At 64.8% G+C, this 20228-nt stretch carries 18 protein-coding genes; 7 read left to right on the top strand and 11 right to left on the bottom strand.

All coding sequences use genetic code 11. The features are described 5' to 3' along the window. Positions 1-50 precede the first annotated feature (50 nt). Positions 51-749 carry a sirohydrochlorin chelatase gene (locus OW521_RS16205; RefSeq protein WP_268020636.1) on the bottom strand — a complete coding sequence of 233 codons (699 nt, stop codon included), beginning with the start codon at positions 747-749 and terminating at the stop codon, positions 51-53. Between the two features lie 51 nt (positions 750-800). Between OW521_RS16205 and OW521_RS16200 the strand changes: the two genes are divergently transcribed. Then, positions 801-1484 (top strand): trimeric intracellular cation channel family protein, encoded by a 684-nt coding sequence (locus OW521_RS16200; protein ID WP_268020635.1) that lies wholly within the window; start codon positions 801-803, stop codon positions 1482-1484. Positions 1485-1497: 13 nt separating this feature from the next. Next, positions 1498-1920 (top strand): hypothetical protein, encoded by a 423-nt coding sequence (locus OW521_RS16195; protein WP_268020634.1) that lies wholly within the window; start codon positions 1498-1500, stop codon positions 1918-1920. A 161-nt stretch (positions 1921-2081) separates the two neighbouring features. On the opposite strand, the gene OW521_RS16190 is transcribed toward OW521_RS16195, so the two are convergent. The 4 genes from OW521_RS16190 to OW521_RS16175 all read right to left on the bottom strand — a co-directional run bounded on the left by OW521_RS16190 (position 2082) and on the right by OW521_RS16175 (position 6666). Then, positions 2082-2960: an endonuclease domain-containing protein gene (locus OW521_RS16190; protein WP_326493968.1), complete on the bottom strand. Its 879-nt coding sequence runs from the start codon at positions 2958-2960 to the stop codon at positions 2082-2084. Positions 2961-3410: 450 nt separating this feature from the next. Further along, a complete protein-coding gene (locus tag OW521_RS16185) occupies positions 3411-4514 on the bottom strand; it encodes a polyprenyl synthetase family protein (protein WP_268020632.1) in 1104 nt (367 codons plus the stop codon). Positions 4515-4523: 9 nt separating this feature from the next. Then, a complete protein-coding gene (locus OW521_RS16180; protein WP_268020631.1) occupies positions 4524-5867 on the bottom strand; it encodes a geranylgeranyl reductase family protein in 1344 nt (447 codons plus the stop codon). Positions 5868-5889: 22 nt separating this feature from the next. Beyond that, entirely contained in the window at positions 5890-6666 is a 777-nt protein-coding gene (locus tag OW521_RS16175) for a demethylmenaquinone methyltransferase (protein ID WP_268020630.1), read from the bottom strand. 151 nt (positions 6667-6817) lie between these two features. Between OW521_RS16175 and OW521_RS16170 the strand changes: the two genes are divergently transcribed. From OW521_RS16170 to OW521_RS16155, 4 genes are all read left to right on the top strand, one after another. Then, positions 6818-8140, top strand: a complete 1323-nt coding sequence (locus tag OW521_RS16170; protein ID WP_268020629.1) for an isochorismate synthase — start codon at positions 6818-6820, stop codon at positions 8138-8140. 199 nt (positions 8141-8339) lie between these two features. After that, positions 8340-9293: an ABC transporter substrate-binding protein gene (locus OW521_RS16165; protein ID WP_268020628.1), complete on the top strand. Its 954-nt coding sequence runs from the start codon at positions 8340-8342 to the stop codon at positions 9291-9293. A 35-nt stretch (positions 9294-9328) separates the two neighbouring features. Further along, positions 9329-10303 carry an amino acid ABC transporter permease gene (locus OW521_RS16160; protein ID WP_268020627.1) on the top strand — a complete coding sequence of 325 codons (975 nt, stop codon included), beginning with the start codon at positions 9329-9331 and terminating at the stop codon, positions 10301-10303. Next, entirely contained in the window at positions 10300-11076 is a 777-nt protein-coding gene (locus OW521_RS16155; protein ID WP_308193807.1) for an amino acid ABC transporter ATP-binding protein, read from the top strand. Before OW521_RS16160 ends, OW521_RS16155 begins: the two co-directional genes overlap by 4 nt. 137 nt (positions 11077-11213) lie before the next feature. On the opposite strand, the gene menD is transcribed toward OW521_RS16155, so the two are convergent. Together menD and OW521_RS16145 are read right to left on the bottom strand one after the other, a co-directional pair. Beyond that, positions 11214-12923 (bottom strand): 2-succinyl-5-enolpyruvyl-6-hydroxy-3-cyclohexene-1-carboxylic-acid synthase, encoded by a 1710-nt coding sequence (gene menD, locus OW521_RS16150; RefSeq protein WP_268020626.1) that lies wholly within the window; start codon positions 12921-12923, stop codon positions 11214-11216. A gap of 156 nt (positions 12924-13079) precedes the next feature. Further along, positions 13080-14084 carry an o-succinylbenzoate synthase gene (locus tag OW521_RS16145; protein ID WP_268020625.1) on the bottom strand — a complete coding sequence of 335 codons (1005 nt, stop codon included), beginning with the start codon at positions 14082-14084 and terminating at the stop codon, positions 13080-13082. Positions 14085-14261: 177 nt separating this feature from the next. Here OW521_RS16145 and OW521_RS16140 point away from each other — a divergent pair, with 177 nt between their 5' ends. Next, on the top strand, positions 14262-15335 hold the full coding sequence (locus OW521_RS16140; RefSeq protein ID WP_268020624.1) for a LacI family DNA-binding transcriptional regulator: 1074 nt from the start codon (positions 14262-14264) through the stop codon (positions 15333-15335). Between the two features lie 117 nt (positions 15336-15452). On the opposite strand, the gene OW521_RS16135 is transcribed toward OW521_RS16140, so the two are convergent. Genes OW521_RS16135 through OW521_RS16120 form a run of 4 tightly spaced genes read right to left on the bottom strand, consistent with a single transcriptional unit; the run spans position 15453 to position 20160 of the window. Beyond that, a complete protein-coding gene (locus OW521_RS16135; protein ID WP_268020623.1) occupies positions 15453-16877 on the bottom strand; it encodes a glycoside hydrolase family 32 protein in 1425 nt (474 codons plus the stop codon). 27 nt (positions 16878-16904) lie between these two features. After that, positions 16905-17792 carry a carbohydrate ABC transporter permease gene (locus tag OW521_RS16130; RefSeq protein WP_442781166.1) on the bottom strand — a complete coding sequence of 296 codons (888 nt, stop codon included), beginning with the start codon at positions 17790-17792 and terminating at the stop codon, positions 16905-16907. A gap of 8 nt (positions 17793-17800) precedes the next feature. After that, positions 17801-18745: a carbohydrate ABC transporter permease gene (locus OW521_RS16125; protein WP_442781165.1), complete on the bottom strand. Its 945-nt coding sequence runs from the start codon at positions 18743-18745 to the stop codon at positions 17801-17803. Further along, positions 18742-20160, bottom strand: coding sequence for an extracellular solute-binding protein (locus tag OW521_RS16120; RefSeq protein WP_268020622.1), 1419 nt, complete (start codon positions 20158-20160; stop codon positions 18742-18744). The genes OW521_RS16125 and OW521_RS16120 overlap by 4 nt, the downstream gene beginning before the upstream one ends. Positions 20161-20228: the final 68 nt, after the last annotated feature.

The raw sequence follows: 20228 nt of genomic DNA, 5'->3' as shown, positions 1-20228 counted from the left end.
CGCAGTGGGACCTTGTTCGAGAGGCCCCGCTATGCATTCGAAGGAACTGTTCAGGAGCGCGCGGCGACAACGGCGTCGTAGCGTTCCAGCGCGATCTCCGCGAGCACGGGAGAAGGCAGCAGCGGCGCCGTCACGACGTCGGCCCCGGACTTGAACAGCTGGTCGTGAAAGTAGCCCGTGGCCAGCAGATACGAGGACACAATGACTCGGCCGCCGTCTTCGGTGAGTTCCCCGCGCAGGGCCGCGACGCCGTCGGGCACGTTCGGTTCGGCACTCGCGCCATAGGCGACGCGCACCTTGTTGGGCAGCAGCTCGGCGAGCTGGCGTGCCTGCTCTTCCGAATCGACGGAACCGTCCGGCAAGGACGAGCCGGCGGCGGCGAGCAGGACGCCGTCGTCGTCGCCCAGGCCGGCGTCGCGCAACCGTGCGGCGAGCAGCTCCGCGAGGCGCGGATCCGGCCCCAGCGGCGGTGCCGCGGACACCTCCGGGCGGGACTTGATCGCCTTGGGGATGTCCACCTTGACGTGGTAGCCCGTGCTGAGCAGTAAAGGAACGACGACGGCGGGCGTGCCTTCCGGAAGGCCCGCCACCACGCCGGACAACTCGGGTTCCTGGACGTCGACGTAGGCCTCAACAACCGTCAGGCCAGGACGGAGGGCCTCGATGTCAGCCAAGACCTGGCGGATGGCGGCCTGCCCTCCGACGTTCCGGGTTCCATGGGCGCACGCGATCAAGACAGGGCTGTTCATGGGTGCAAGCGTAACGTTGGGCAAGCAGGATCGCCCGTCTGTGAACGAAGAATGGAGCTGCATTTGTTCACGTTTGACCTCGCGCTGGTATGGCTGGATCTGGCCGGCGTGTTCTTTTTCGCTGTGTCCGGGTCCTTGCTCGCGGCCAAGAAGCAGTTCGACATCATCGGCTCCCTTCTCTTGGCTTCGCTCGTGTCCCTGGGCGGCGGTGTCATCCGCGACATCATCATCAACGCCGGCCCACCCGCGGCGTTTACCAACCCGATCTACCTGGTGCCGCCCTTGTTGGCCGCCGTGTTGGTGTACTTCCTGTTTTCAAGCATCCAGCGCTTTACCTCGCTGTTGACGCTGTTCGACGCCGGCGGGCTGGCTTTGTTCTGCATCACCGGAACGCTCAAGGCGCTGGCCGCCGGGATGAATCCGGTGGCTGCAATCCTGTTGGGCGTCACCACGGCTGTGGGCGGTGGCCTGCTCCGCGACATCACCGCCAACGAAATCCCCACGCTCTTCGATGCCCGGGATCTGTACGCGCTGCCGGCCTTCAGCGGAGCGGCCCTGACGGCCCTGCTCTGGAACATGGGTGCCTTCAACGGGCTGACTGCGGCCCTGATTGCCGCCTTGGTTTTCGCCTTCCGTGTGGTGGCTTGGCGTCGAGGTTGGCGAGTGCCCTTGGCGGTCCGTGGATGGCATCGCGCCGGGGTCTCGACAGGCGCCGATTCACGTGCCCGCGATTAGCTAGGATGGGAGCATGACTGACATGTTCCTCGAGAAGTTCCGCGCGCTTGTACCGAAGTATCTCGAGGACGAATGGCAGGAAGAAGACGGCCTCACCGCCTCCGAACTCGACGAGGCCTTGGCCTCCCACTCGTTCACCATTCCCATGGTTTTGCGCGAGTTCTACCTCGCGCTCGGTGGCTGCGAGGACCTCATGGAGGCCTACCACTACTTCTGGGACCCCGAAGAGCTCGAAGTGGACGACGAAGGCTTCCTCATGTTTCTGGAGGACGAGGAAGAGCAATTCACGTGGGGCTTCCGCGTAGGCGACCTCGGCGTCCCCGATCCCATCGTCTGGCGCCGCAACAACGCCCGCGGCCAGTGGAAATCCGAAGAAGGCACGTTCTCCGAGTTCGTGTTCGACATGTTCGACTGGGCTTTCAGCGACGAAGACTGAGGGCTTTGGTTGGCGGGGCCGTTTTTGCGGGGGCCGCGCCTTCCTGACCCTGTTTGAATTTCAAAGGGCCGCGACACGCCTTGTTCGAGGTGTGTCGCGGCCTTTTTTGCGCCAAAGAAGGTCAGGACGGCGCACTGTTTGACGGATTACGACTTGCTGGATCACGACGGCGGCACCCACCCGGGCGCGTAACGCGCCGGGGCGAAGTGGCCGACTTCCCGGTGCCGCAATACGGTCAAGATCTCGTTGACCATCTCTTCAGGGCGGTGGACCACGTCCTGGTAGTAATAGCGCAATGACAAGAGCCCACCCCTCACACTGGCGTTGTCGCGGTACCGGTCCTTCTTGACCTGCCGCGGCTCCAAGTGGGTACGGCCGTCGAGTTCCACTACGAGGCACTCGTTGATCAAGCAGTCCACCTCACCGACGCCGGCCAATTCCACATGCATTCGGACCCGGAGACCCGCCCGGACGAAGTGCATATGTGCCAGCACCTCAAGCAAGGAATCGGCCCTAGGCAGTACAAAATCCAATACTGCCCGGGCTGCTCCGTTGCGGTTTCCTGGCAGCTTCTTCTTGAGGAAGTCAGTGGTGATCAATCCGCGGCTAACGGCAGATTGCACCAACACCAAGGACTCAAGTTCCGCCCTGCATCTCAGGGCGTGGATGAGGACATCAGCCAATCCCGCCACGGGAAGGTATGGATGCTTCGGGTGGGTACAGCGGGCATGGTCCACCACACCGTCCCGTGCAAGGCCGCTACCGCAGCTGAGGTGGAGGGCCCCGGGTCTCTGAGCATTCCGTGGCTCATGCAGCTGCCACAAATTGTAGAAACGAGCAGCCGAGACACAGGTCAAGACGCCATTCGCCTGGAACGCGGCAACGATGTCCCGATCGGCGCCCTCGATCGCGTAGATCCCGCGGCGCAGCAGGTTGAGCGACCTATTGCCGACGCCAGTCGCCAACGCCGATTTGGCGAAGCCCGCTCTCCGTAGTTGCTCAGTCCTGGCCACGCCACCCCGGTTCCGGAGGAATTGCATCACATCCATGCGCCCACTTCAGCAGCATCCACTTCGTGAGAGTAGCTTCGATCTCCCCTATGTGGACAACTTTCCAGGCCTTCCTGACCTTCTTTGGGCCCAAAATCCGCAGGACACACCCCTTCGCAGGCGTGTCGGCGACATTGCGGATTCAAAAAGGGTCAGGACGGAACGTGAAGCCCCGGCAAACTCCGGAAAATCTATTGACTGGGAAAGTTGCACCCGTGACAAATCTGTCATATGCTGTAACCGGATTCACTAAATGCCTCCGGTGAATCTGATGCGAACGGAGATTATGGTCCCGGTTCGTTGCAGCGCGTGACTCGTAGCGTTGCAAAGAACCGGGGCCATTGCATTAAGCCCGTCCCCGCCCAAGTAGCTAGCAGTTGTTGTCGTTATGACGGGTCAAAACGACGTTAACTGCGAGCTAGTTGGGGCGCGCGGCCAACCCTAGCTGGCGCGCTCCACCACGGCGTGGGCGAAGTTCGTGAGCGATTCCTTGACCACGCCTTCGGGCAACGGCTTCAAGGCCTCGATGGCTTCCGCTGACCACTGACGCGCGATCACCCAGGATTCAGCGGTGACAGGGTGGTTGCGCAGCCCGGCGACGGCCAAGGCCAGCGCTTCATCGGAGGACAGGTCGCCGTCCACCAGTCTCAAGAGTTCGACGGCGGACTGGTCGCCATTGTCGGCAGCCTTGCGGAGCAGCAGGACGGGCAGAGTGGGGACGCCTTCGCGGAGGTCCGTCCCCGGGGACTTGCCGGACTTGACCTTCACGCCGGTAACGTCGATGACGTCATCGGCCAGCTGGAAGGCCACGCCCACTTTCTCGCCGTATTCCACGAGCACGTCTTCGAAGGCTTCGTCGGCGCCTGCGAAGATGGCACCGAGCTGGCCGGAGGCGGCAACCAACGAACCGGTCTTGTCGGCGATAACGGAGAGGTAGTGTTCCACGGCGTCTTCGCCCTCACGCGGGCCCACGGTTTCGTGCAGCTGCCCGAGGCACAGGCGCTCGAAGGTGCGGGCCTGGATTCCCAAGGCACGCGAACCGAGTTCGGACACCAAGATCGAGGCCCGGGCAAAGATCAGGTCACCGGTGAGGATGGCCACCGAGTTGCCCCAGACTTCGTGGGCCGTGGGAGCGCCGCGTCGGTAGGGCGCGGAGTCCATCACGTCGTCGTGGTAGAGGGTTGCGAGGTGCGTCAGTTCAACGACGACGGCGGCCTGGACCACTTCCGGACGGGAGGCGTCACCGAGGTGGGCGCACAGGAGGGTCAACAGCGGGCGGATGCGCTTGCCGCCGGCTTCCACCAGGTGACGCGACGTTGCGTCAGCCAGGGGGTCCGAGTTGGCAATTGCTTCGCGGAGCTTCTTCTCCACGCGGGCAAGGTTGGTGGTGATGGCAGGACCCAGCTCCACGTCCCTGGCGATAGCCGCAAAACCGGCAGGAAGCTGCAGGCCAGTGGCGATCGCGGTGGTGGTTGGAGCGGGTTCGACAGTGTCCGGCAGGCCGTGACCGGCGTGCGTCCAACTGTGTTCGGCAGAGTGAGTCACGGGTTAACCCTAACTTTTCGCGGTGGAAAGCGTTGATTCGGTGCCGGCGCGAGTGGAAACGACGGTGGACGTAGTGTTGGACGTGGCTGGCACAAGCATCTCGAGGACGCGGATGACGCGGTCCTCGAAACCCTTGGCGGACGCATCCGTGAGGTTGGCGAGCAGCCTCACCACAAAGCGCATCAGCACTGGGATGGGCATGCCGGTCCGCAGCGCGAGTTTCATGACGGCAGGCTTGCCGATGAGCGCTGCAAAGACGCGTCCCAAGGTGAAGTGTGAACCCCACTGGTCCCGCACGTAGTCCGCGTACCGCGAAAGGTGCGCGTCGGCGTCGTCGGCTGTCCATCCCGCCGAGCGCGAACGGGACGATGCGTCGATGATGAACTCGGCCGCGAAGCGGGCGGACTCCATGGCGTAGGAAATGCCCTCGCCGTTAAACGGGGAAACCATGCCGCCTGCGTCGCCCAGGAGCATGAGCCCCGGCGAGTAGTGCGGGGTCCGGTTGAAGCCCATGGGCAGCGCGGCGCCGCGGATCTCCCCCGCCTGGTTTTCCGGTGTGAAGCCCCAATCGGACGGCATGCCGGCGGTCCATTCGCGCAGGACCTGCTTGTAGTCGAGCTTGCCGAATTCCTTGGAAGAGTTCAGGATTCCGAGGCCAACGTTGGACGTTCCATCCCCGACGCCGAACACCCAACCGTAGCCGGGCAGCGGCTTGCCGGACTTGCCCGGCAGCTCAAGCCAGCCTTCCATCCAGTCGTCGTCGTGGCGGGGCGAGGCGAAATAGGTGCGGACCGCGACGCCCAGCGGGCGGTCATCGCGCTTGTGGATGCCGAGCGAAACGGCTGTGCGGGTCGAGTTGCCGTCCGCGGCGAGTACGACGTCGGCGTGGAAGTCGCGCGTTTCGCCCGTCTTGCGTCCGGACTCGTCGAGGATCGCGGCCCGGGCGCCGATCACCCGCCCGGCGTCGTCGCGCAGGGCTTCGGTGACGCTGTGGCGTTCAAGGACGACGGCGCCTGCCGCCTGGGCGTGCCGGGCCAACTCCTCGTCGAATCCGAGGCGGGTGCGGATGAGTCCGTAGGTGGGAAAGTCGGCAACTTCGGGCCAGGGCAGCTCGATGGTCCGGCCGCCGGCGATCAGGCGGAGCCCCTTGTTGCGGCGCCAACCCCCGTCCTCGGCGTGAGGAAGGCCGAGCTTCTGGATTTCGCGGACCGCGCGGGGAGTGAGTCCGTCGCCGCAGACCTTTTCGCGCGGGAAGGTGGTCTTCTCCAGCACCGTCACGGCGATTCCAGCCTGGGCAAGGTAGTACGCGGCGGTGGAACCTGCTGGTCCTGCGCCGACTATCAGTACGTTCACAGCGTCCTTGTTAATAAGCCGGTTAGCGGGACTGATCGCCGGCTTGGCGGCGCGGCTTGATCTGGCGGCGCAGCTTGGCCACGGGGACGCTTTCCCGGTGTTCGGCACCGGGCTTCTGGGCGCGGTGCACCGCTACGATGCCACCGCTCAGGTTGCGGTAGTTGACGTCGGTCCAGCCGGCTTCCTGCAGCCAAGCGGCCAGGTGGTCCTGGTCCGGCCAAGCGCGGATGGACTCGGCAAGGTACACGTAGGCGTCCGGGTTGGAAGAGACCTTGGTGGCGATGGCAGGCAGGGCGCGCATCAGGTATTCGGTGTACATAGTGCGCCAGAGGGGCACCACCGGGGCCGAGAATTCTGCGATGACCAGGCGTCCGCCGGGCTTGGTGACGCGGAGCATCTCTTCCAGGGCCTTCTGTGGTTCGTTGACGTTGCGGAGGCCGAAGGAAATGGTGCACGCGTCAAAGGAGTTGTCCGCGAAAGGCAGATTGGTAGCGTCTCCGGCAACGAAGTTGATGTCCGGACGGCGGCGCTTGCCAACCTTCAGCATCCCCAGCGAGAAATCGCAGGCCACAACATCCACTCCGGCGTCGGCGTACGGTTCGCTGGAGGTACCGGTGCCGGCAGCCAGGTCAAGGACCTTTTGGCCCACCCGAACATCCATCGCTTCCACGACGACGCGGCGCCAACGCCGGGTCTGCCCCATGGACAGGACATCGTTGACGACGTCGTATTTGGGGGCGACATCGTCAAACATCGTCGCAACTTCGTCCGGACGCTTTTCCAAGGATGCTCGGTTCACCCTGCAATTGTCTCAGACAAATTTGGGAAGAACTTTCGGGGCGCTCCGTTCTTGCCCGGGTTCCCGTCTGGGTTCCCGGCCTCGGGCTCCCGCCGGGGGCCCGTCCGGCGAACGCGGCTACCGTTGCCCGCGGGAGTAATGTTGTTCCATCATGACGAGCACGCTCCGCACCTTGACAGTCCCCCTCGATGTCGATTCATCCTCCGGGGGGCTGCCGTCGTTTCTGGTCCGGGACGACGTCCTGTGCTGGTCCCGCCGCGAGAACGGGCTGGTGGGCTTTGGCGAACTTGCACGCTTCACTGCCACCGGGCCTGATCGCTTCCTTGAGGCCGATATCTGGTGGCGCCACCTCGTCATCGAGGCCGACGTCACGGATCCCCTCGAGATCCCCGGCACCGGCCCCGCAGCCTTTGGCTCCTTTGCTTTCTCCAAGACGTCCGCCTTTGAATCGCGCCTGATCCTTCCAGAGATTGTGGTCGGGATCCGGGATGGGCAGTCCTGGCTCACCCAGTTGACACTCGACGACGTCGAACTCACCGAGGCGGGTGCCCTCGCCGCCCTCGCGGGCTGGCTGAGTCCTGCGGACAGTGAGCTTACAGCGGCGGGTGGCTCCGGCGTCGGGGACGGGAAGGTCACACTGGAGAGCGGATCGCTGAGCGAAGCCGACTGGAAGCAGGCCGTCGCCGACGGCGTGACGGAAATCCGGACGGGAAGGCTTGAGAAGCTGGTCCTCGCCCGCGACGTTGTAGCAGCGCTGCCCGACGGCGTCAACGCCGCACAGGTGCTCCGCCAGCTGGCCAGCCGTTACCGCGAATGCTGGACTTACGGCGTCGACGGTTTGGTGGGCGCGACGCCGGAGATGCTCATCCAAGTGGAAGGCCGTACTGCACAGGCGCGTGTCCTGGCCGGGACCCTTGACCGGCGCGATGCGGAGGGGATAGACGGCTCCCCCATGGAATACGCCGAACGGGTACTTGCTGGTTCCGAGAAGCAAAGGCACGAGCACGAGATCGCCATCCAGTCGCTCACCACGCAGCTTGCGCCCTTCTCCGAGGCCATGAACGCCCACAGTGAGCCGTTCATCCTGGAGCTACCCAATGTGTGGCACCTGGCTTCGGACGTGAAGGCTGAACTCGCCGATATCGAGGGACACGTCCCTACGTGCCTCGCCCTGATCAACGCACTTCACCCCACGGCCGCGGTGTGTGGCACGCCTACTTTGGTGGCCGGGGAACTGATCCGGGAGCTTGAGCACATGGACCGGGGGCCGTACGCGGGACCGGTCGGTTGGCTCGACGCCGCGGGCAACGGTGAGTGGGGTATCGCATTGCGTGGTGCCATCATCGAGAGCCCAACAACCGTCCGCTTGTACGCGGGCTGCGGGATCGTTGAGGGCTCCGTTCCCGAGGCCGAGCTGGCCGAGACCTGGGCCAAATTCCGCCCGATGCTCGAATCACTGGGTATCAACAGCTAAGATCCGACCCTTTGACTTCCGGCCCTCGCCTACCCCTGTGATGTCTGGGATGTGAGACAAAGGCTGTGGAGAGGGTCTTGATTTTTGGCTTGGTAGGTTATCCAATAGTAAAACTTAGTTTTCTGTGACGCACATCTCATGTTCGGCGCTACACTATAAACCGATTAGTTTCGCATCCACTGCAAAAAAAGGTAAGAAAATGCAGAAATTCCGTTCGCTTCCGGTCAATTCGACGCTCAAGGCTGCAACCATCATCGCAATCGGCGCCCTGGCCCTGACCGCCTGCACCAACGCCTCAGAGCAAGGCACGTCGAGTTCTTCCTCACCTTCTGGCAGCGCGAATGCAAGTTTTAACCCCACCACCATCGCCAAGGATGACACTCTTGCTGCCTTGGTCCCGGCGGCTATCAAGTCCAAGGGCACGCTGACCGTCGGCTCGGACACCACCTACGCTCCTGCAGAGTTCCTCGGAACCGACGGCCAGACTCCGGTCGGTTACGACGTCGACATCGCCAAGGCAATCGGTGCCACACTCGGCCTGAAGGTCCAGGTGCAGACTGCCGAATTCACGGGCATCCTCCCCGCTCTCGGCCCCAAGTACGATCTCGGCATCTCCTCCTTCACCATCAACCCCGAGCGACTCGGCGCGGTCAACATGGTCAGCTACTTCAACGCCGGCACCGCCTGGGCAGTGCAGAAGGGCAACCCGAAGAAGTTCTCCCTGGATGACGTCTGCGGCAAATCCATCGGCGTGCAGACCGGCACCGTCCAGGAAGACCCGGACCTTTCCGGTCGCAACAAGAAGTGCGTAGCTGATGGCAAGCAGCCCATCAACATCGTCACCCTGAAGAACCAGACCGACGTCACCACCAGGCTCGTCAACGGCAGCATTGACGCCATGGCAGCCGACTCCCCCATCATCGGTTACGCCCTGACCCAGACGAACGGCCAGCTCGAGAAGCTCGGCGACGTTTACGACGCCGCTCCCCAGGGCATCGCCGTTGCCAAGTCAGACACCGCCCTCGCCGACGTCATCCAGAAGACCCTGACCAAGCTCATGTCTGACGGTTCATACAAGAAGATCCTCACTGGCTGGGGCAACGCCGAAGGCGCCATCACCAAGTCCGAGGTCAACCCGGCGGTCAAGTCTTGAGTATTCCCGCCACGGATAACAAATCAGGTGCACAGATGGATCATCATCAACCAGCCCACGCAGCGCCGGTGCTGAACAATGCGGTGCCGGTCAGGCATCCTGGGCGGTGGATCAGCGCTGTCGTTATCCTTGGCGTATTGGCACTAATGATTCAAAGCGTCATCACGAACCACAACTTCCGTTGGGACGTGGTGGGCACCTACATCCTGGACGTGAAGGTCGTCCAGGGTGTTGGCTGGACGTTGCTCCTGACTGTGGCTTCGATGGCCATTGCGATTGTCCTTGCCATCCTGCTGGCCGTCATGAGGCAGTCCGACAACCCGGTCCTGCGGTACACCTCCTGGGTTTGGGTCTGGTTCTTCCGCGGCACCCCGGTCTACACCCAATTGGTCTTCTGGGGCCTGATCGCCGTCCTCTACCCGAAAATCAGCGCCGGGGTTCCGTTCGGCCCCGAGCTGTTCAGCATGGACACGAGCACAGTCATTACCGCCCTTGTTGCCGCGATTCTGGGGCTTGGCCTTAATGAATCGGCCTACTTGGCCGAGATCTTCCGGGCCGGCCTGAAGTCCGTGGACAAGGGACAGACCGAAGCCGCTGAAGCCCTGGGCATGGGCAAGGGCAAGATCATGTGGCGCATCATCCTGCCCCAGGCCATGCGCATCATCGTCCCGCCCACCGGCAACGAGACCATCGGCATGCTCAAGACCACCTCCCTGGTCCTGGCCGTCCCGTTCACCTTGGACCTGACCTTCGCCACCAACGCCCTGGCCAACCGGATCTACCTTCCGGTGCCGCTGTTGATCGTGGCAGCCATCTGGTACCTGGTCATCACCAGCATCCTCATGGTCGGCCAGCACTACATCGAGGCCTACTACGGCAAGGGCGTGGACACCAACCTGGCCCCGGCCGTCATCAACCCCGCGGCTGCCAAGGCGGCCGCGGCAGTGGCACCGAGTGCCGAAGCAGAGCCGTCGCTGAAGATGGACTTCCCGGAGGATGAGGCAAAATGACGATCACCACCCAGAAACCGCTGGTGCGGATCGAAGGCCTCCACAAGTACTTCGGTCCCCACCACGTGCTCCGCGGCATCGACCTGACGGTCAACCAAGGCGAAGTGTCCGTTGTGATCGGTCCGTCCGGTTCCGGAAAGTCCACCATGCTCCGCTGCGTGAACCTGCTCGAAACCATCAGCGCCGGCCGCATCTCCGTCGGTGACCAGCTGATCGGCTATCGCGAAGTCAACGGCCGCCTCCACGACCTGAAGGTCAAGGAAATCGCCGCGCAGCGCCGGGAAATCGGCATGGTCTTCCAGCGCTTCAACCTGTTCCCGCACAAGACCGCGCTCTACAACGTCATGGAAGCGCCTGTGCAGGTCAAGGGCAAGAACAAGGGCGTCGCGAAGAAGGCCGCCCTCGAATTGTTGGACAGGGTAGGCCTGGCCGACCGCGCCAACCACTACCCCGCACAGCTCTCCGGCGGCCAGCAGCAGCGCGTCGCGATCGCCCGGGCCCTGGCGATGGAACCGGAGCTGATGCTCTTCGACGAGCCCACCTCCGCGCTTGACCCCGAACTCGTGGGCGATGTGCTCAACGTGATGAAGGACCTGGCCAAGTCCGGCATGACCATGATCGTGGTGACCCACGAGATCGGCTTTGCCCGCGAAGTCGGCGACCGCCTGACCTTCATGGACGGAGGCGTGGTGGTGGAATCCGGTGACCCCCGCGAAATCATCGCCAACCCCCAGCACGCCCGCACCAAGGAATTCCTCAGCCGAGTGCTGTAGATCCTGCGCTGCGGTAAATGCCCGGCGACGCGCAAATGCCCTGTCGAGGCTGGAATTCCAGCCTCGACAGGGCATTTCCGTGTCGCGGGTCTGCCTACGTGTCGCCAGTCAGTGTCCGCGTCGCCAGCGCTGAGCGCCTACGCCCGCAGCAGTACCTGGGACACGGCCGCGCCTACTGCGGCCTTGATGCGCGCATGCAACCGGCGCAGGTCGGAACGGTCCGTGCGTACTTCGACAATGCTGCGCCCCTTCAAAGGCGAGGCAAGCACGGCGGCGAGCTCCGCCGTCGTACGCACTGAAGTGTGCCCGACGCCGTATGCCGCGGCCAGCGCGGAAATGTCGACGCTGTGCGGGGTGCCGAAGAGGCGCTCGACGGCGGTGCCGTAGCCGCCGTCGTCCTCCACCTTGCCGTGCTCGAGGAGGCCGAAGATGCCCCCGCCGGAGTCGTTAAGAACCACGGTGCGCAGGTCCGGCCCGGGTTCTCCGGCTCCGAGGAGCAGGCCCCCGGCGTCGTGCAGGAAGGTGACGTCGCCCAGGAGGAGGGTGGTTTCGCGGCCCGCGCCGAGGGCGATTCCCGTGGCCGTGGAGATGGTTCCGTCGATGCCGGCGAGGCCGCGGTTCGCGAAAACCGTGGCCAGGGGTTCGGAGGCGGGCTGTCCGGCGAGGTCGACGTCGCGGATGCCGTTGGAGGAGCCCAGTACCAGCTGTCCGCGAGCGTGTTTCCAAACGGCGGCGCCCACGGCGGGCCCGTTGGTTGCAGGCTCCGCTTCGAGAACGCTGTCGAGCGCGTGTTGGGCTGCGGACCCGGCGAGGAGCCAAGCGTCGAGCCATTCGTCCGAGCCCCGGCCTGCGAACTCCGCCAATTCAGTCAGCGAATCAAAGCGTTCCTCGCGACGCCGGCCGTGCTCGTACCAGGCCACCGGAACAGGCTCATATATGGCGGCGGGGAGGTCGTTTCGGGCCAGCAGGGCTGCGACGGGCCGCGAAAGGGTCGGACGTCCGAAGACCACCACCCGTTCGATCGGCAGGGCGGAGCTTGGTCCGAAATTGTCCAGCATCAGGCGATACGGCCCGATCGCATTGGGGCCGAAGCGCGCGTTGGAGGACGGCTCGGCCAGCAAGGGAAAGCCGTGGGCGCGGGCGAAGGCCTCCGCGACCGGACCGGCGTCGTGCCCTGCAAGGACCACCGTCCGCCGTTCGGTCAGTTCGGCGGGAGCGGGCGGCATGTTCAGCGGCTGGGGACCGGAGTCGTAGTGGAAGACGCCGCGGCCCTGGGGGGCGGGCAGGGCCTCGCCCTGTTCCGGGACGAGTGGCTCGCGGAAGGCGAGGTTGAGCTGCACAGGGCCTGGAGGGGTGTCCTCGAGGGCGCCGGTTGCCGCGTAAAGGGCGGTCTCGACGGCGCGCCTCGGGTTGCTGCCCGCGGGAATGTCGACGGCGAAGCGCACGTGTTCGCCGAAGAGGTCCAGCTGGATGGTGGTTTGGTTGGCGCCGGTGCCCAGGAGTTCGGCGGGACGATCGGCTGAAAGGACTACGAGGGGAACCGCAGCGTGGTTGGCTTCCATGACGGCCGGCAGGAGATTCCCGACGGCGGTGCCTGAGGTGGTGAGGACGGCCGCCGGGGCGCCCGTGGAGAGGGCCAGGCCCAGCGCCGTGAAACCGGCTGAGCGTTCGTCGATCCTGACGAGGAGGCGGACGTTTCCGGCTGCTTCGGCTTCGGCCAGCGCGTAGGCCATGGGCGCCGAGCGCGAACCCGGAGAGACCACCACGTGCCGCACACCGCCGTCGAGCAACGCCTTAACGGCGATCCGGGCAGCGGCGAGGGAGCTCAGGGAGCCTTGCGAAGTCACCGCACCAGTCTATTAGCGGCGCCTCCCCCTAAAACGCCCGCTCACCTTTGGGGCCAAAAGCCGAAACGCTCGCTCATCTGAAAGTAAAGGTGAGCGAGCGTTTCCGAAAGGACCCTCAAAGGTGAGCGAGCGTCGGGCGGCGAGAGGACACTCCGGTTAGGTTCCGGTGGACTGCCCAGCCAGGAGACCGTGCACGCGGCGGAGCCGGTCCAGCCACCAGTCGCGACGTTCAGCGGGAGCCGCGTACTGCTCCAGCAGCCCCTCGTCGGCGACGGCTTCGCGGACGCGGATGGCGCCGTCGTCGGGCACTAACGGATCCCGCGTAATGTCCGAGGTGAACAGCCGCACGGTCCCCAGCCCGCAGGCGTACGGCAGTTCCGGCAGCGCGGCGGCGAGCGCCAGCCCCGCGCGGATCCCCACCGACGTGTCCAGTGCCGAGCTCACGACGGCGGGAAGCCCGGCTTGCGCGACGATGTCCAGCGCGCGCCGCACTCCCCCAAGCGGCGCCACCTTGACGACGATCAAGTCCGCCGCGCCGGCCCGGGCCACCTTGAGGGGGTCGTCTTCCTTCCGGACGGATTCGTCGGCCGCGATGAGCACGGGCGTTCCTTGTTGCGCGAGCCGACGGCGGACTTCGGCGAGCCCCTCGATGTGCGGCACGGGCTGCTCGGCGTATTCGAGCCCGACGGCGGACAGGCGGCCAAGTGCCTCGATCGCCTGGGGCACGTCCCAGCCTGCGTTCGCGTCCACCCGGATGGCCGCGTCCGGCAGGGCGTTCCGGACTGCGGTGACGCGAGCGACGTCGTCGGTGAGTTCCTGCCCGCGCTCGGCGACCTTGACCTTGACCGCGTCCACGCGGCCGAAGCGCTCCAGGACCTCGGGCACCCGGGCGGCAGGCACGGCGGGGACGGTTGCATTGACTGGAATGGTGTCCCTCAGCTGCGGGGGAAAACCTTGCCATGCGGCTTCGACGGCGGCGGCGAGCCAGCGGGAGGCTTCGGCGTCGCTGTACTCGGGGAACGGGCAAAACTCGCCCCAACCGGCCGGGCCGCGGAACAGGAGCGTCTCGCGCTCCATGATCCCCCGGAACTTCACGCGCATCGGCAGGCTGACCACGGTGGCGGTGGCAAGGATCTCGTCGAGGGTGGGGAATGCGGGCATGGTGGATACTCTACGCCCGGTAGATCTGCGGGAGGGTTTGGGGGAAGGGCATATATCTGCAGGAGGATCGCCGTAAAGGGCCTCAAAACTGCAGGAGGGTTGCGGTACCGGCGGACCTCACACGCGTTAGGTAGAATGCAGCAAGAAGCCCGAATCACCCCCGGCGGAGGAGCCCGTATGCAGCGCAAGGCCACAGCACTCGACGTCGCGAAACGGGCGGGCGTCTCGCGGAGTGCGGTGTCGCTGGTGCTCAACGGGCGCGGCGACGGCAATGTGGCCAAGGAGAGTCAGGACCGCATCCGGCAGGCCGCGGCCGAGCTCAACTACTCCCCCAACGCCATCGCCCTGAGCCTGCGGAACCAGCGCACGCGCGTGATTGGCATCGTGTCTGACGAGGTGGTGGTGAGCCCGTTCGACGGCAATATCATCGGTGGCGCCGACGATGTCGCCCGCGCCCACGGCTTTGTCACCGTCGTCATGGACACCGAGCGCGACGCCTCCCGTGACGAGAGCGCCGTCGAAACCCTGCTCGACAGGCAAGTCGATGGACTGATGTATGTCACAGTCGGCTTGAAGCCACTCGACGTGCCCCAGGGCATGCTGCGCGTCCCCTCTGTGCTGGCCAACTGCTACGACAACAGCCCCACCCCGCAGCTCCGCCATGTCATCCCGGACGAGGTTTCCGGCGGCAGGGAAGCCACCGAGCACTTGCTGAATTTGGGCCATCGCGACATCGCTTTCCTAGCCGGCGCTGCAAGCTCCCCGGCTGTACCGTTGCGCATCGAAGGCCACCGGGAAGCCATGGCCAAGGCCGCCATCCCCGTTCGCGACGACCGCGTCTTCACGGCCGGATGGGACATCAACGACGGATTCCACGGTGCAATGAGACTGCTCTCCTCCGCCGAACGGCCCACCGCGATTGCGTGCGCGAACGATCGCCTCGCGGTCGGGGTTGCCCTGGCTGCCTCGCGGTTGGGCCTCTCCGTCCCCCACGACCTCTCGATCATGGGTTACGACGACGAGTTCCGCATCGCCGCCACCATGATCCCCGCGCTGACCACCATGGCGCTCCCGCTGCGCGAAATGGGCGCGGCCGCCATGAGCATGTTGCTGGAACAGATTGAGGACCCTGAACAGGGGGCCGCGGCGGGAGGCGGCAGGGCCGGGTTGGAGACCAACGCCGGTTTGGAGACCATGGTTCCCTGCCGTCTGGTGGTCCGTGAGTCCACGGGACCCGTGCCTGCCCGCTGAATCTCCCCACTTTTGGCCGGGCCGCAGCCCCGGAATCCCCTAAAATACGGGGTTCTTGGACTACGACTCCGGCCAAACGTGGTCAAAAGTGGGGAAATTACGACGGCGGCCTGCCGCCTATTCGGGCAGCTTCAGTTCCCAGATGTCCGCCGCTGCACCTTCGGGAAGCTCAAGGCTCCATTCCTCACCCAGGGCCGGGTAGGCACGGAGCGTCGTGGCCACCGAGCCCTTCCGGTACACCTCCACCAGGGAAGCATCGACGAAGATGCGGAGTTCCTCGCCTCCGGACAACGGCCCCGCGAACACCACTTGCCGCTCCGCTCCGGAGGCCAGCACCAGCCGAACCTCGCCAGCGCTACCGTCAAGGCCACCGGTCACAATTGCTTCGGCAAACGGCGGCAAGGAAACCGTCCCGGCCGCACCGCCCGCAGCCGAGGAACCCCGGTAAGCCTCAACCTCCGGCGCAGGAGCAACCACCAATGCATCGTTCTCAACCGAGAGGAAGCGCGGGTGGGTTAATACGCCGGCCCAGCCCGCGGCGTCGATCTGGTCTTGCGAACGGCCGCGGCGCCCATCACGGCCGGGCCCTTCGTTAGCCCATCCCCACAGCAGGGCGCGCGGCTCCGACGCGGACCCGGAATCCAGCTGAACGATCTGCGGGGCATAAAAATCCCGGCCAAGGTCCGACTTGCCTCCGGAACGCGGGACAAACACCGGCAGTCCAGTGGACGGATCCTCGGCCAGCGAGCCAATGAGGTGGCCCACTCCGTTGGCGTGCTCGTGGTCGTCACCGGAGAGCCACAGGGAAAACATCATGACCCAGGTGTCAGCGCCGTCGGAAGGGACGCCGTCGGAAATTACCCCGTCGGAAGGGACACGGACCAGCTGCGGGCACTCCCAGATTTCGGCCGGCGTGTGTGTGGCGGCCACGGGGTTTTCGGTGGTCAGCCAGATCCCTTGGAACTTCCAGTCGGACATGTCCTCGACCGTGTACAGCAGCAAAGCAGCATGTCCATTGGCCAGCCCGGCGCCCTGCATGGCGTAGCGCTTGCTGTTGAAGTGGAAGATGAAGGGGTCGCGCACGGCCGTGACCAGGCCATCGGACGGCATCGTAGCCGCCACGTGGCCGGTTTGCTCCCACGACACCAAGTCCGCCGAGCCGCGGGAAATCACCACTTGCGAGTGACCCCCATCCGCCCTGACGCCGGAGTAAGCGGCGGTGGGGACGCCGTCGTCGTCCGTCACTACGCCGGTCCAGCAACCGAACTCGTCCGGCCCGCCGTCCTGTGGGCGCAACGCTACGGGATGCTCATCCCAGTGCACCAGGTCCGGGGAACTCACGTGGCCCCACTGGATCCGGTGGTGCCGGGCCGATTCCGGGTTGAACTGGAAGAACACGTGGTACCGGCCGTTGATGTAGCTGACGCCGTTGGGATCGTTGATCCAGCCTAGGGCAGGGCGGGGGTGGAAGCGCGGGAACGCGGGGTCGGGGTGGGTGGCCGCCATGGCAAGGGAAGGAGTGGAGGCTACAAGGTCCGTCATCGAAGGCCTTTCAGGAAAGTAGGAGGGCTATTTGCCTGTGCCGGCGGTGAGTCCGTCACGCAGGGCGCGCTGGCCGAACATGAACACCACCAGGGCAGGAATCATGGAGAGGATCACGCCCGCCAGCACCACCGAGATGCTGCCAGTGCCGAGGTTGCCCTGGAGCGACACCAGGCCTAGCGGGAGCGTGAAGTTCTGCTCGGAGATGGTCAGGATGAGCGGGCGGAAGAACTCGTTCCAGTGGTAATTGAACGCCAGGATGCCCACGATTGCCATGCCCGGCATCGCCAGCGGCGCGTACACCGAGCGGAACGTGCGCCAGGGCGAGGCGCCGTCGATCGACGCGGCCTCGCCCAAATCGCCCGGGAGCCCCAGGAAGTACTGGCGCATCAGGAAGGTGCCGAACGCCGTCGGGATCGCCGGAAGGATCAGCGCGAGGAGCGTGTCGGACAAACCGATGCCGCGGATCAGCATGAACACCGGAACAATCGTCACCTGCGCGGGGACCATCATAGTTGCCAACACGATCGAGAACAGCGCCCCGCGGCCGCGGAACTTGAGGTTCGCGAACGCATACCCGGCCAGCGCCGCAGTGAACATCTGCCCGACGGCGATCAGTCCCGTCACGAGGGCACTGTTGAGGACCAGAAGCATGATGTTGAGCTGTTTGAAGACTTGCTCGTACGACGTGAAGTCAGGATTGAGCGGAAGGAACGACGGCGGCAACTGGAACGATTCCGCAGGTGGCCGCAACGAGGTGGACAGGGTCCACAGCACCGGGCCAAGGATGAGGACGGACGCGATCAGGAGCAGCACGATTCGTCCGGCCATGCTCCAGTTCCGCTTCTTGCGTGGCGTGACTCCGTTGGGAGAGATGCGTCCGACGGCGGCGCGCTGGGTTGAGGTGGTAGTCATGGCGGGCCTTACTGGTAGAAGACGAATCGTTTGCTGAGCCGGAACTGGGCGGCGGTGATGGCCATGATGATCAGCGTGAGGATCACGCCGATCGCCGAGGCCTGGCCGAACTCGAGGCGCTGGAAGGCGGACTCGAAGATCACCATCACCGCGGTGCGCGTGGAGTCGCCGGGGCCGCCGCGGGTCAGGACGTAGGGCTGGTCGAACACCTGCAGGGCGTTGATGATCGCCATCACGGATGCCACCAAGGTGGTGGGGCTCAGAAGCGGCAGCGTCACGTGGAGGTGTTTACGCCAGCCCGTGGCGCCGTCGATCGATGCAGCCTCGTAGGTTTCGGTGGGGATGGACGCCAGGCCGCCGATGAACAGCAGGAACGAGAATCCGAAGTTCTGCCACACATACACAAGGATCACGACGGCGGCAGACCCGCCCGGCGTCGTCAGCCAAGGGACCGCGGGGATGCCCACGAAGGACAGGAGCCAGTTGACCACGCCGAATTGTTCGTTGAACAGGTAGCGCATGAAGATGGACACCGATGCCGCGGACAGTATCAGCGGGAAGAAGAAGGCGCTGCGGAAGAAGACGCGGAGCCAGGCCGGGAGTTTCTCCTGCACCATGATGGCCAGCGCCAAGGCGAGGCCGAGCTGCAACGCCACGGCCACCACCACGAACACGATGGTGTTCAGGAACGAGACCCGGACCGTGGGGTCCTGAACCACTTCGGCGAAGTTGTCGAACCCGACGAAGCTTGGGGCCGAAATGATGTCCCAGCGGAAGAAAGCGAGCAGTACGGACGCCACGATCGGCACGAGGGTGAAGAGTCCCATGCCCAGGATGGTCGGGGCCAAGAACGCCCAAGGCAGCCAGCGCTGGCGCTGCTTTCCGGATGTCTTGCTCTTCGCCGCGGCGCCGTGCCGGCGTTTGGTGGACATGTCCGTTGTTGCCGTGCTCATGCCTGCCTCCTCAAGGCGATCTCAAGGTCGCGTTGCATGGAGTCGAGGGCCTGCTTGAGTTGGCGCTCGTCACCGCTGACGGCCAGGGATACGTTCTTCATCAATGCGGTCTCGACGGCGGCCTGCTGGGGCGGTGCCGGAATGGGACCTGTGGTGGGGAATTTGTCCAGGGTGTCGTAGAAGACTTTCCAGTGCTTGGGGCCGCGTCCCGCGTACAACTGCTCGTTGACCATGGAGCGGCGCGCCGGGGTGGTATTCGGCGTCGGGAAGACCAAGCGCATGGCTTCCAGGCTGGAAGAGAACTTGAGCCACTCCCACGCAGCGTCCTTGTCCTTGGCGGTCTTCATGATGGCGTAACCCGCGGTACCGAACTGGTGACGCTGGGTGCGCCAGCGTGGGAAGAACTGGACGTCGAAGCCGTCCTCCTTCATTCCGGCTTCGTGGAGGCCTTCCACCCAGTAGCCGCCCGCCGGCGTCATGCCGATCCTGTTGGAAGCGAACAGCCCGACGAGTGAGTTTCCGCCGCCCTCTTCGGGCCGGACACCCAAGCCGTCCTTGACGAGCCCGCGGAGGTAGTCGAACGACTCATACACACGTGGGTCATCGGCATTGGGTTCAAGCCACTGATAGCCGCCCGAGCGCAGGCCGCGCGACGGATCCTGGGCGTAGAAGCTGTCCCAGAGCCATCCGCCGCCGCCGGACTTGGTTTCCTTGAGGAAGCTGGTGTCGTTGGCGTAGAGCCACGGAACCACGCCGCCGAAGAGCCTGTTGGTCCAGTAGTACGGGGTGAAGTCCTGCGGCCTGGCTTTGCGCATCGCCGCAAGGGTATTGCGGAAGTCGGCCTGGGTCCAGTTATCCGACGGACGTTCGAGTCCGGCTTGCTGCAGAGCCGAGGTGTTGTAGTACATGTTGGCGGCGTTCCAGTCGATGGGAAGCTGGAACAGGCTCCCCTTGTACATGAACGCCTCCACGAGGCTGGGGTGGACGTCCGCGAAGTATTCCTTCATGTCCGCGGCATCGCGGCGAAGGTACTCGTCCAAGGGGTGGGCCAGTTTCTCGGCGAAAAGCTGGGCGCCTTCGGTGGCTACGTAGACCACGTCCGGTGGCGTTCCTGCTGCCACCATGGTGAGGATCTTGGTGAAGAAGTCCTTCCAGTCCGCGGCCTGGATGGCCTGGACCTTCACCCTGATTTCCGGGTGGACCCGCGCGAACGCATCGATGACCCGCTGTCGGGCGGCTGCGTCCGCTGCGGTTCCCATGATGGCGATGCTGAGGCTGTTGTCCCCGCGGCCCGGGATGTCCATGCCGGTCAACCGTGGCCACGACGCCACGGTTGCTCCGACAATTCCCGCGCCCAAGGCACCAAGGGCTGTCCTGCGTGAGATCTCACGCAACTTCCCGTTGCTTCCTGCCATGTCTTTTTCCTTCCTAACACGTGTTAGGTAGCGTAAATCCATCACCTAACACGTGTCAAGCGTCACAT

The sequence above is a fragment of the Arthrobacter sp. MMS18-M83 genome, assembly GCF_026683955.1.
Lineage (GTDB): Bacteria > Actinomycetota > Actinomycetes > Actinomycetales > Micrococcaceae > Arthrobacter.
The sequence above is the reverse complement of the archived record's forward strand: the minus strand, read 5'-3'. Positions and strand labels throughout refer to the sequence as shown.

Excerpts from the sequence above, each read along its gene's own strand:
- OW521_RS16130 (WP_442781166.1), bottom strand. The coding sequence starts at position 17,792 with ATGACTACCACCTCAACCCAGCGCGCCGCCGTCGGACGCATCTCTCCC.
- OW521_RS16120 (WP_268020622.1), bottom strand. The coding sequence starts at position 20,160 with ATGGCAGGAAGCAACGGGAAGTTGCGTGAGATCTCACGCAGGACAGCC.
- OW521_RS16200 (WP_268020635.1), top strand. The coding sequence starts at position 801 with ATGGAGCTGCATTTGTTCACGTTTGACCTCGCGCTGGTATGGCTGGAT.
- OW521_RS16135 (WP_268020623.1), bottom strand. The coding sequence starts at position 16,877 with ATGACGGACCTTGTAGCCTCCACTCCTTCCCTTGCCATGGCGGCCACC.
- OW521_RS16165 (WP_268020628.1), top strand. The coding sequence starts at position 8,340 with ATGCAGAAATTCCGTTCGCTTCCGGTCAATTCGACGCTCAAGGCTGCA.
- OW521_RS16205 (WP_268020636.1), bottom strand. The coding sequence starts at position 749 with ATGAACAGCCCTGTCTTGATCGCGTGCGCCCATGGAACCCGGAACGTC.
- OW521_RS16145 (WP_268020625.1), bottom strand. The coding sequence starts at position 14,084 with ATGCCCGCATTCCCCACCCTCGACGAGATCCTTGCCACCGCCACCGTG.
- OW521_RS16195 (WP_268020634.1), top strand. The coding sequence starts at position 1,498 with ATGACTGACATGTTCCTCGAGAAGTTCCGCGCGCTTGTACCGAAGTAT.
- OW521_RS16125 (WP_442781165.1), bottom strand. The coding sequence starts at position 18,745 with ATGAGCACGGCAACAACGGACATGTCCACCAAACGCCGGCACGGCGCC.
- OW521_RS16190 (WP_326493968.1), bottom strand. The coding sequence starts at position 2,960 with ATGCAATTCCTCCGGAACCGGGGTGGCGTGGCCAGGACTGAGCAACTA.
- OW521_RS16155 (WP_308193807.1), top strand. The coding sequence starts at position 10,300 with ATGACGATCACCACCCAGAAACCGCTGGTGCGGATCGAAGGCCTCCAC.
- OW521_RS16160 (WP_268020627.1), top strand. The coding sequence starts at position 9,329 with ATGGATCATCATCAACCAGCCCACGCAGCGCCGGTGCTGAACAATGCG.
- OW521_RS16140 (WP_268020624.1), top strand. The coding sequence starts at position 14,262 with ATGCAGCGCAAGGCCACAGCACTCGACGTCGCGAAACGGGCGGGCGTC.
- OW521_RS16170 (WP_268020629.1), top strand. The coding sequence starts at position 6,818 with ATGACGAGCACGCTCCGCACCTTGACAGTCCCCCTCGATGTCGATTCA.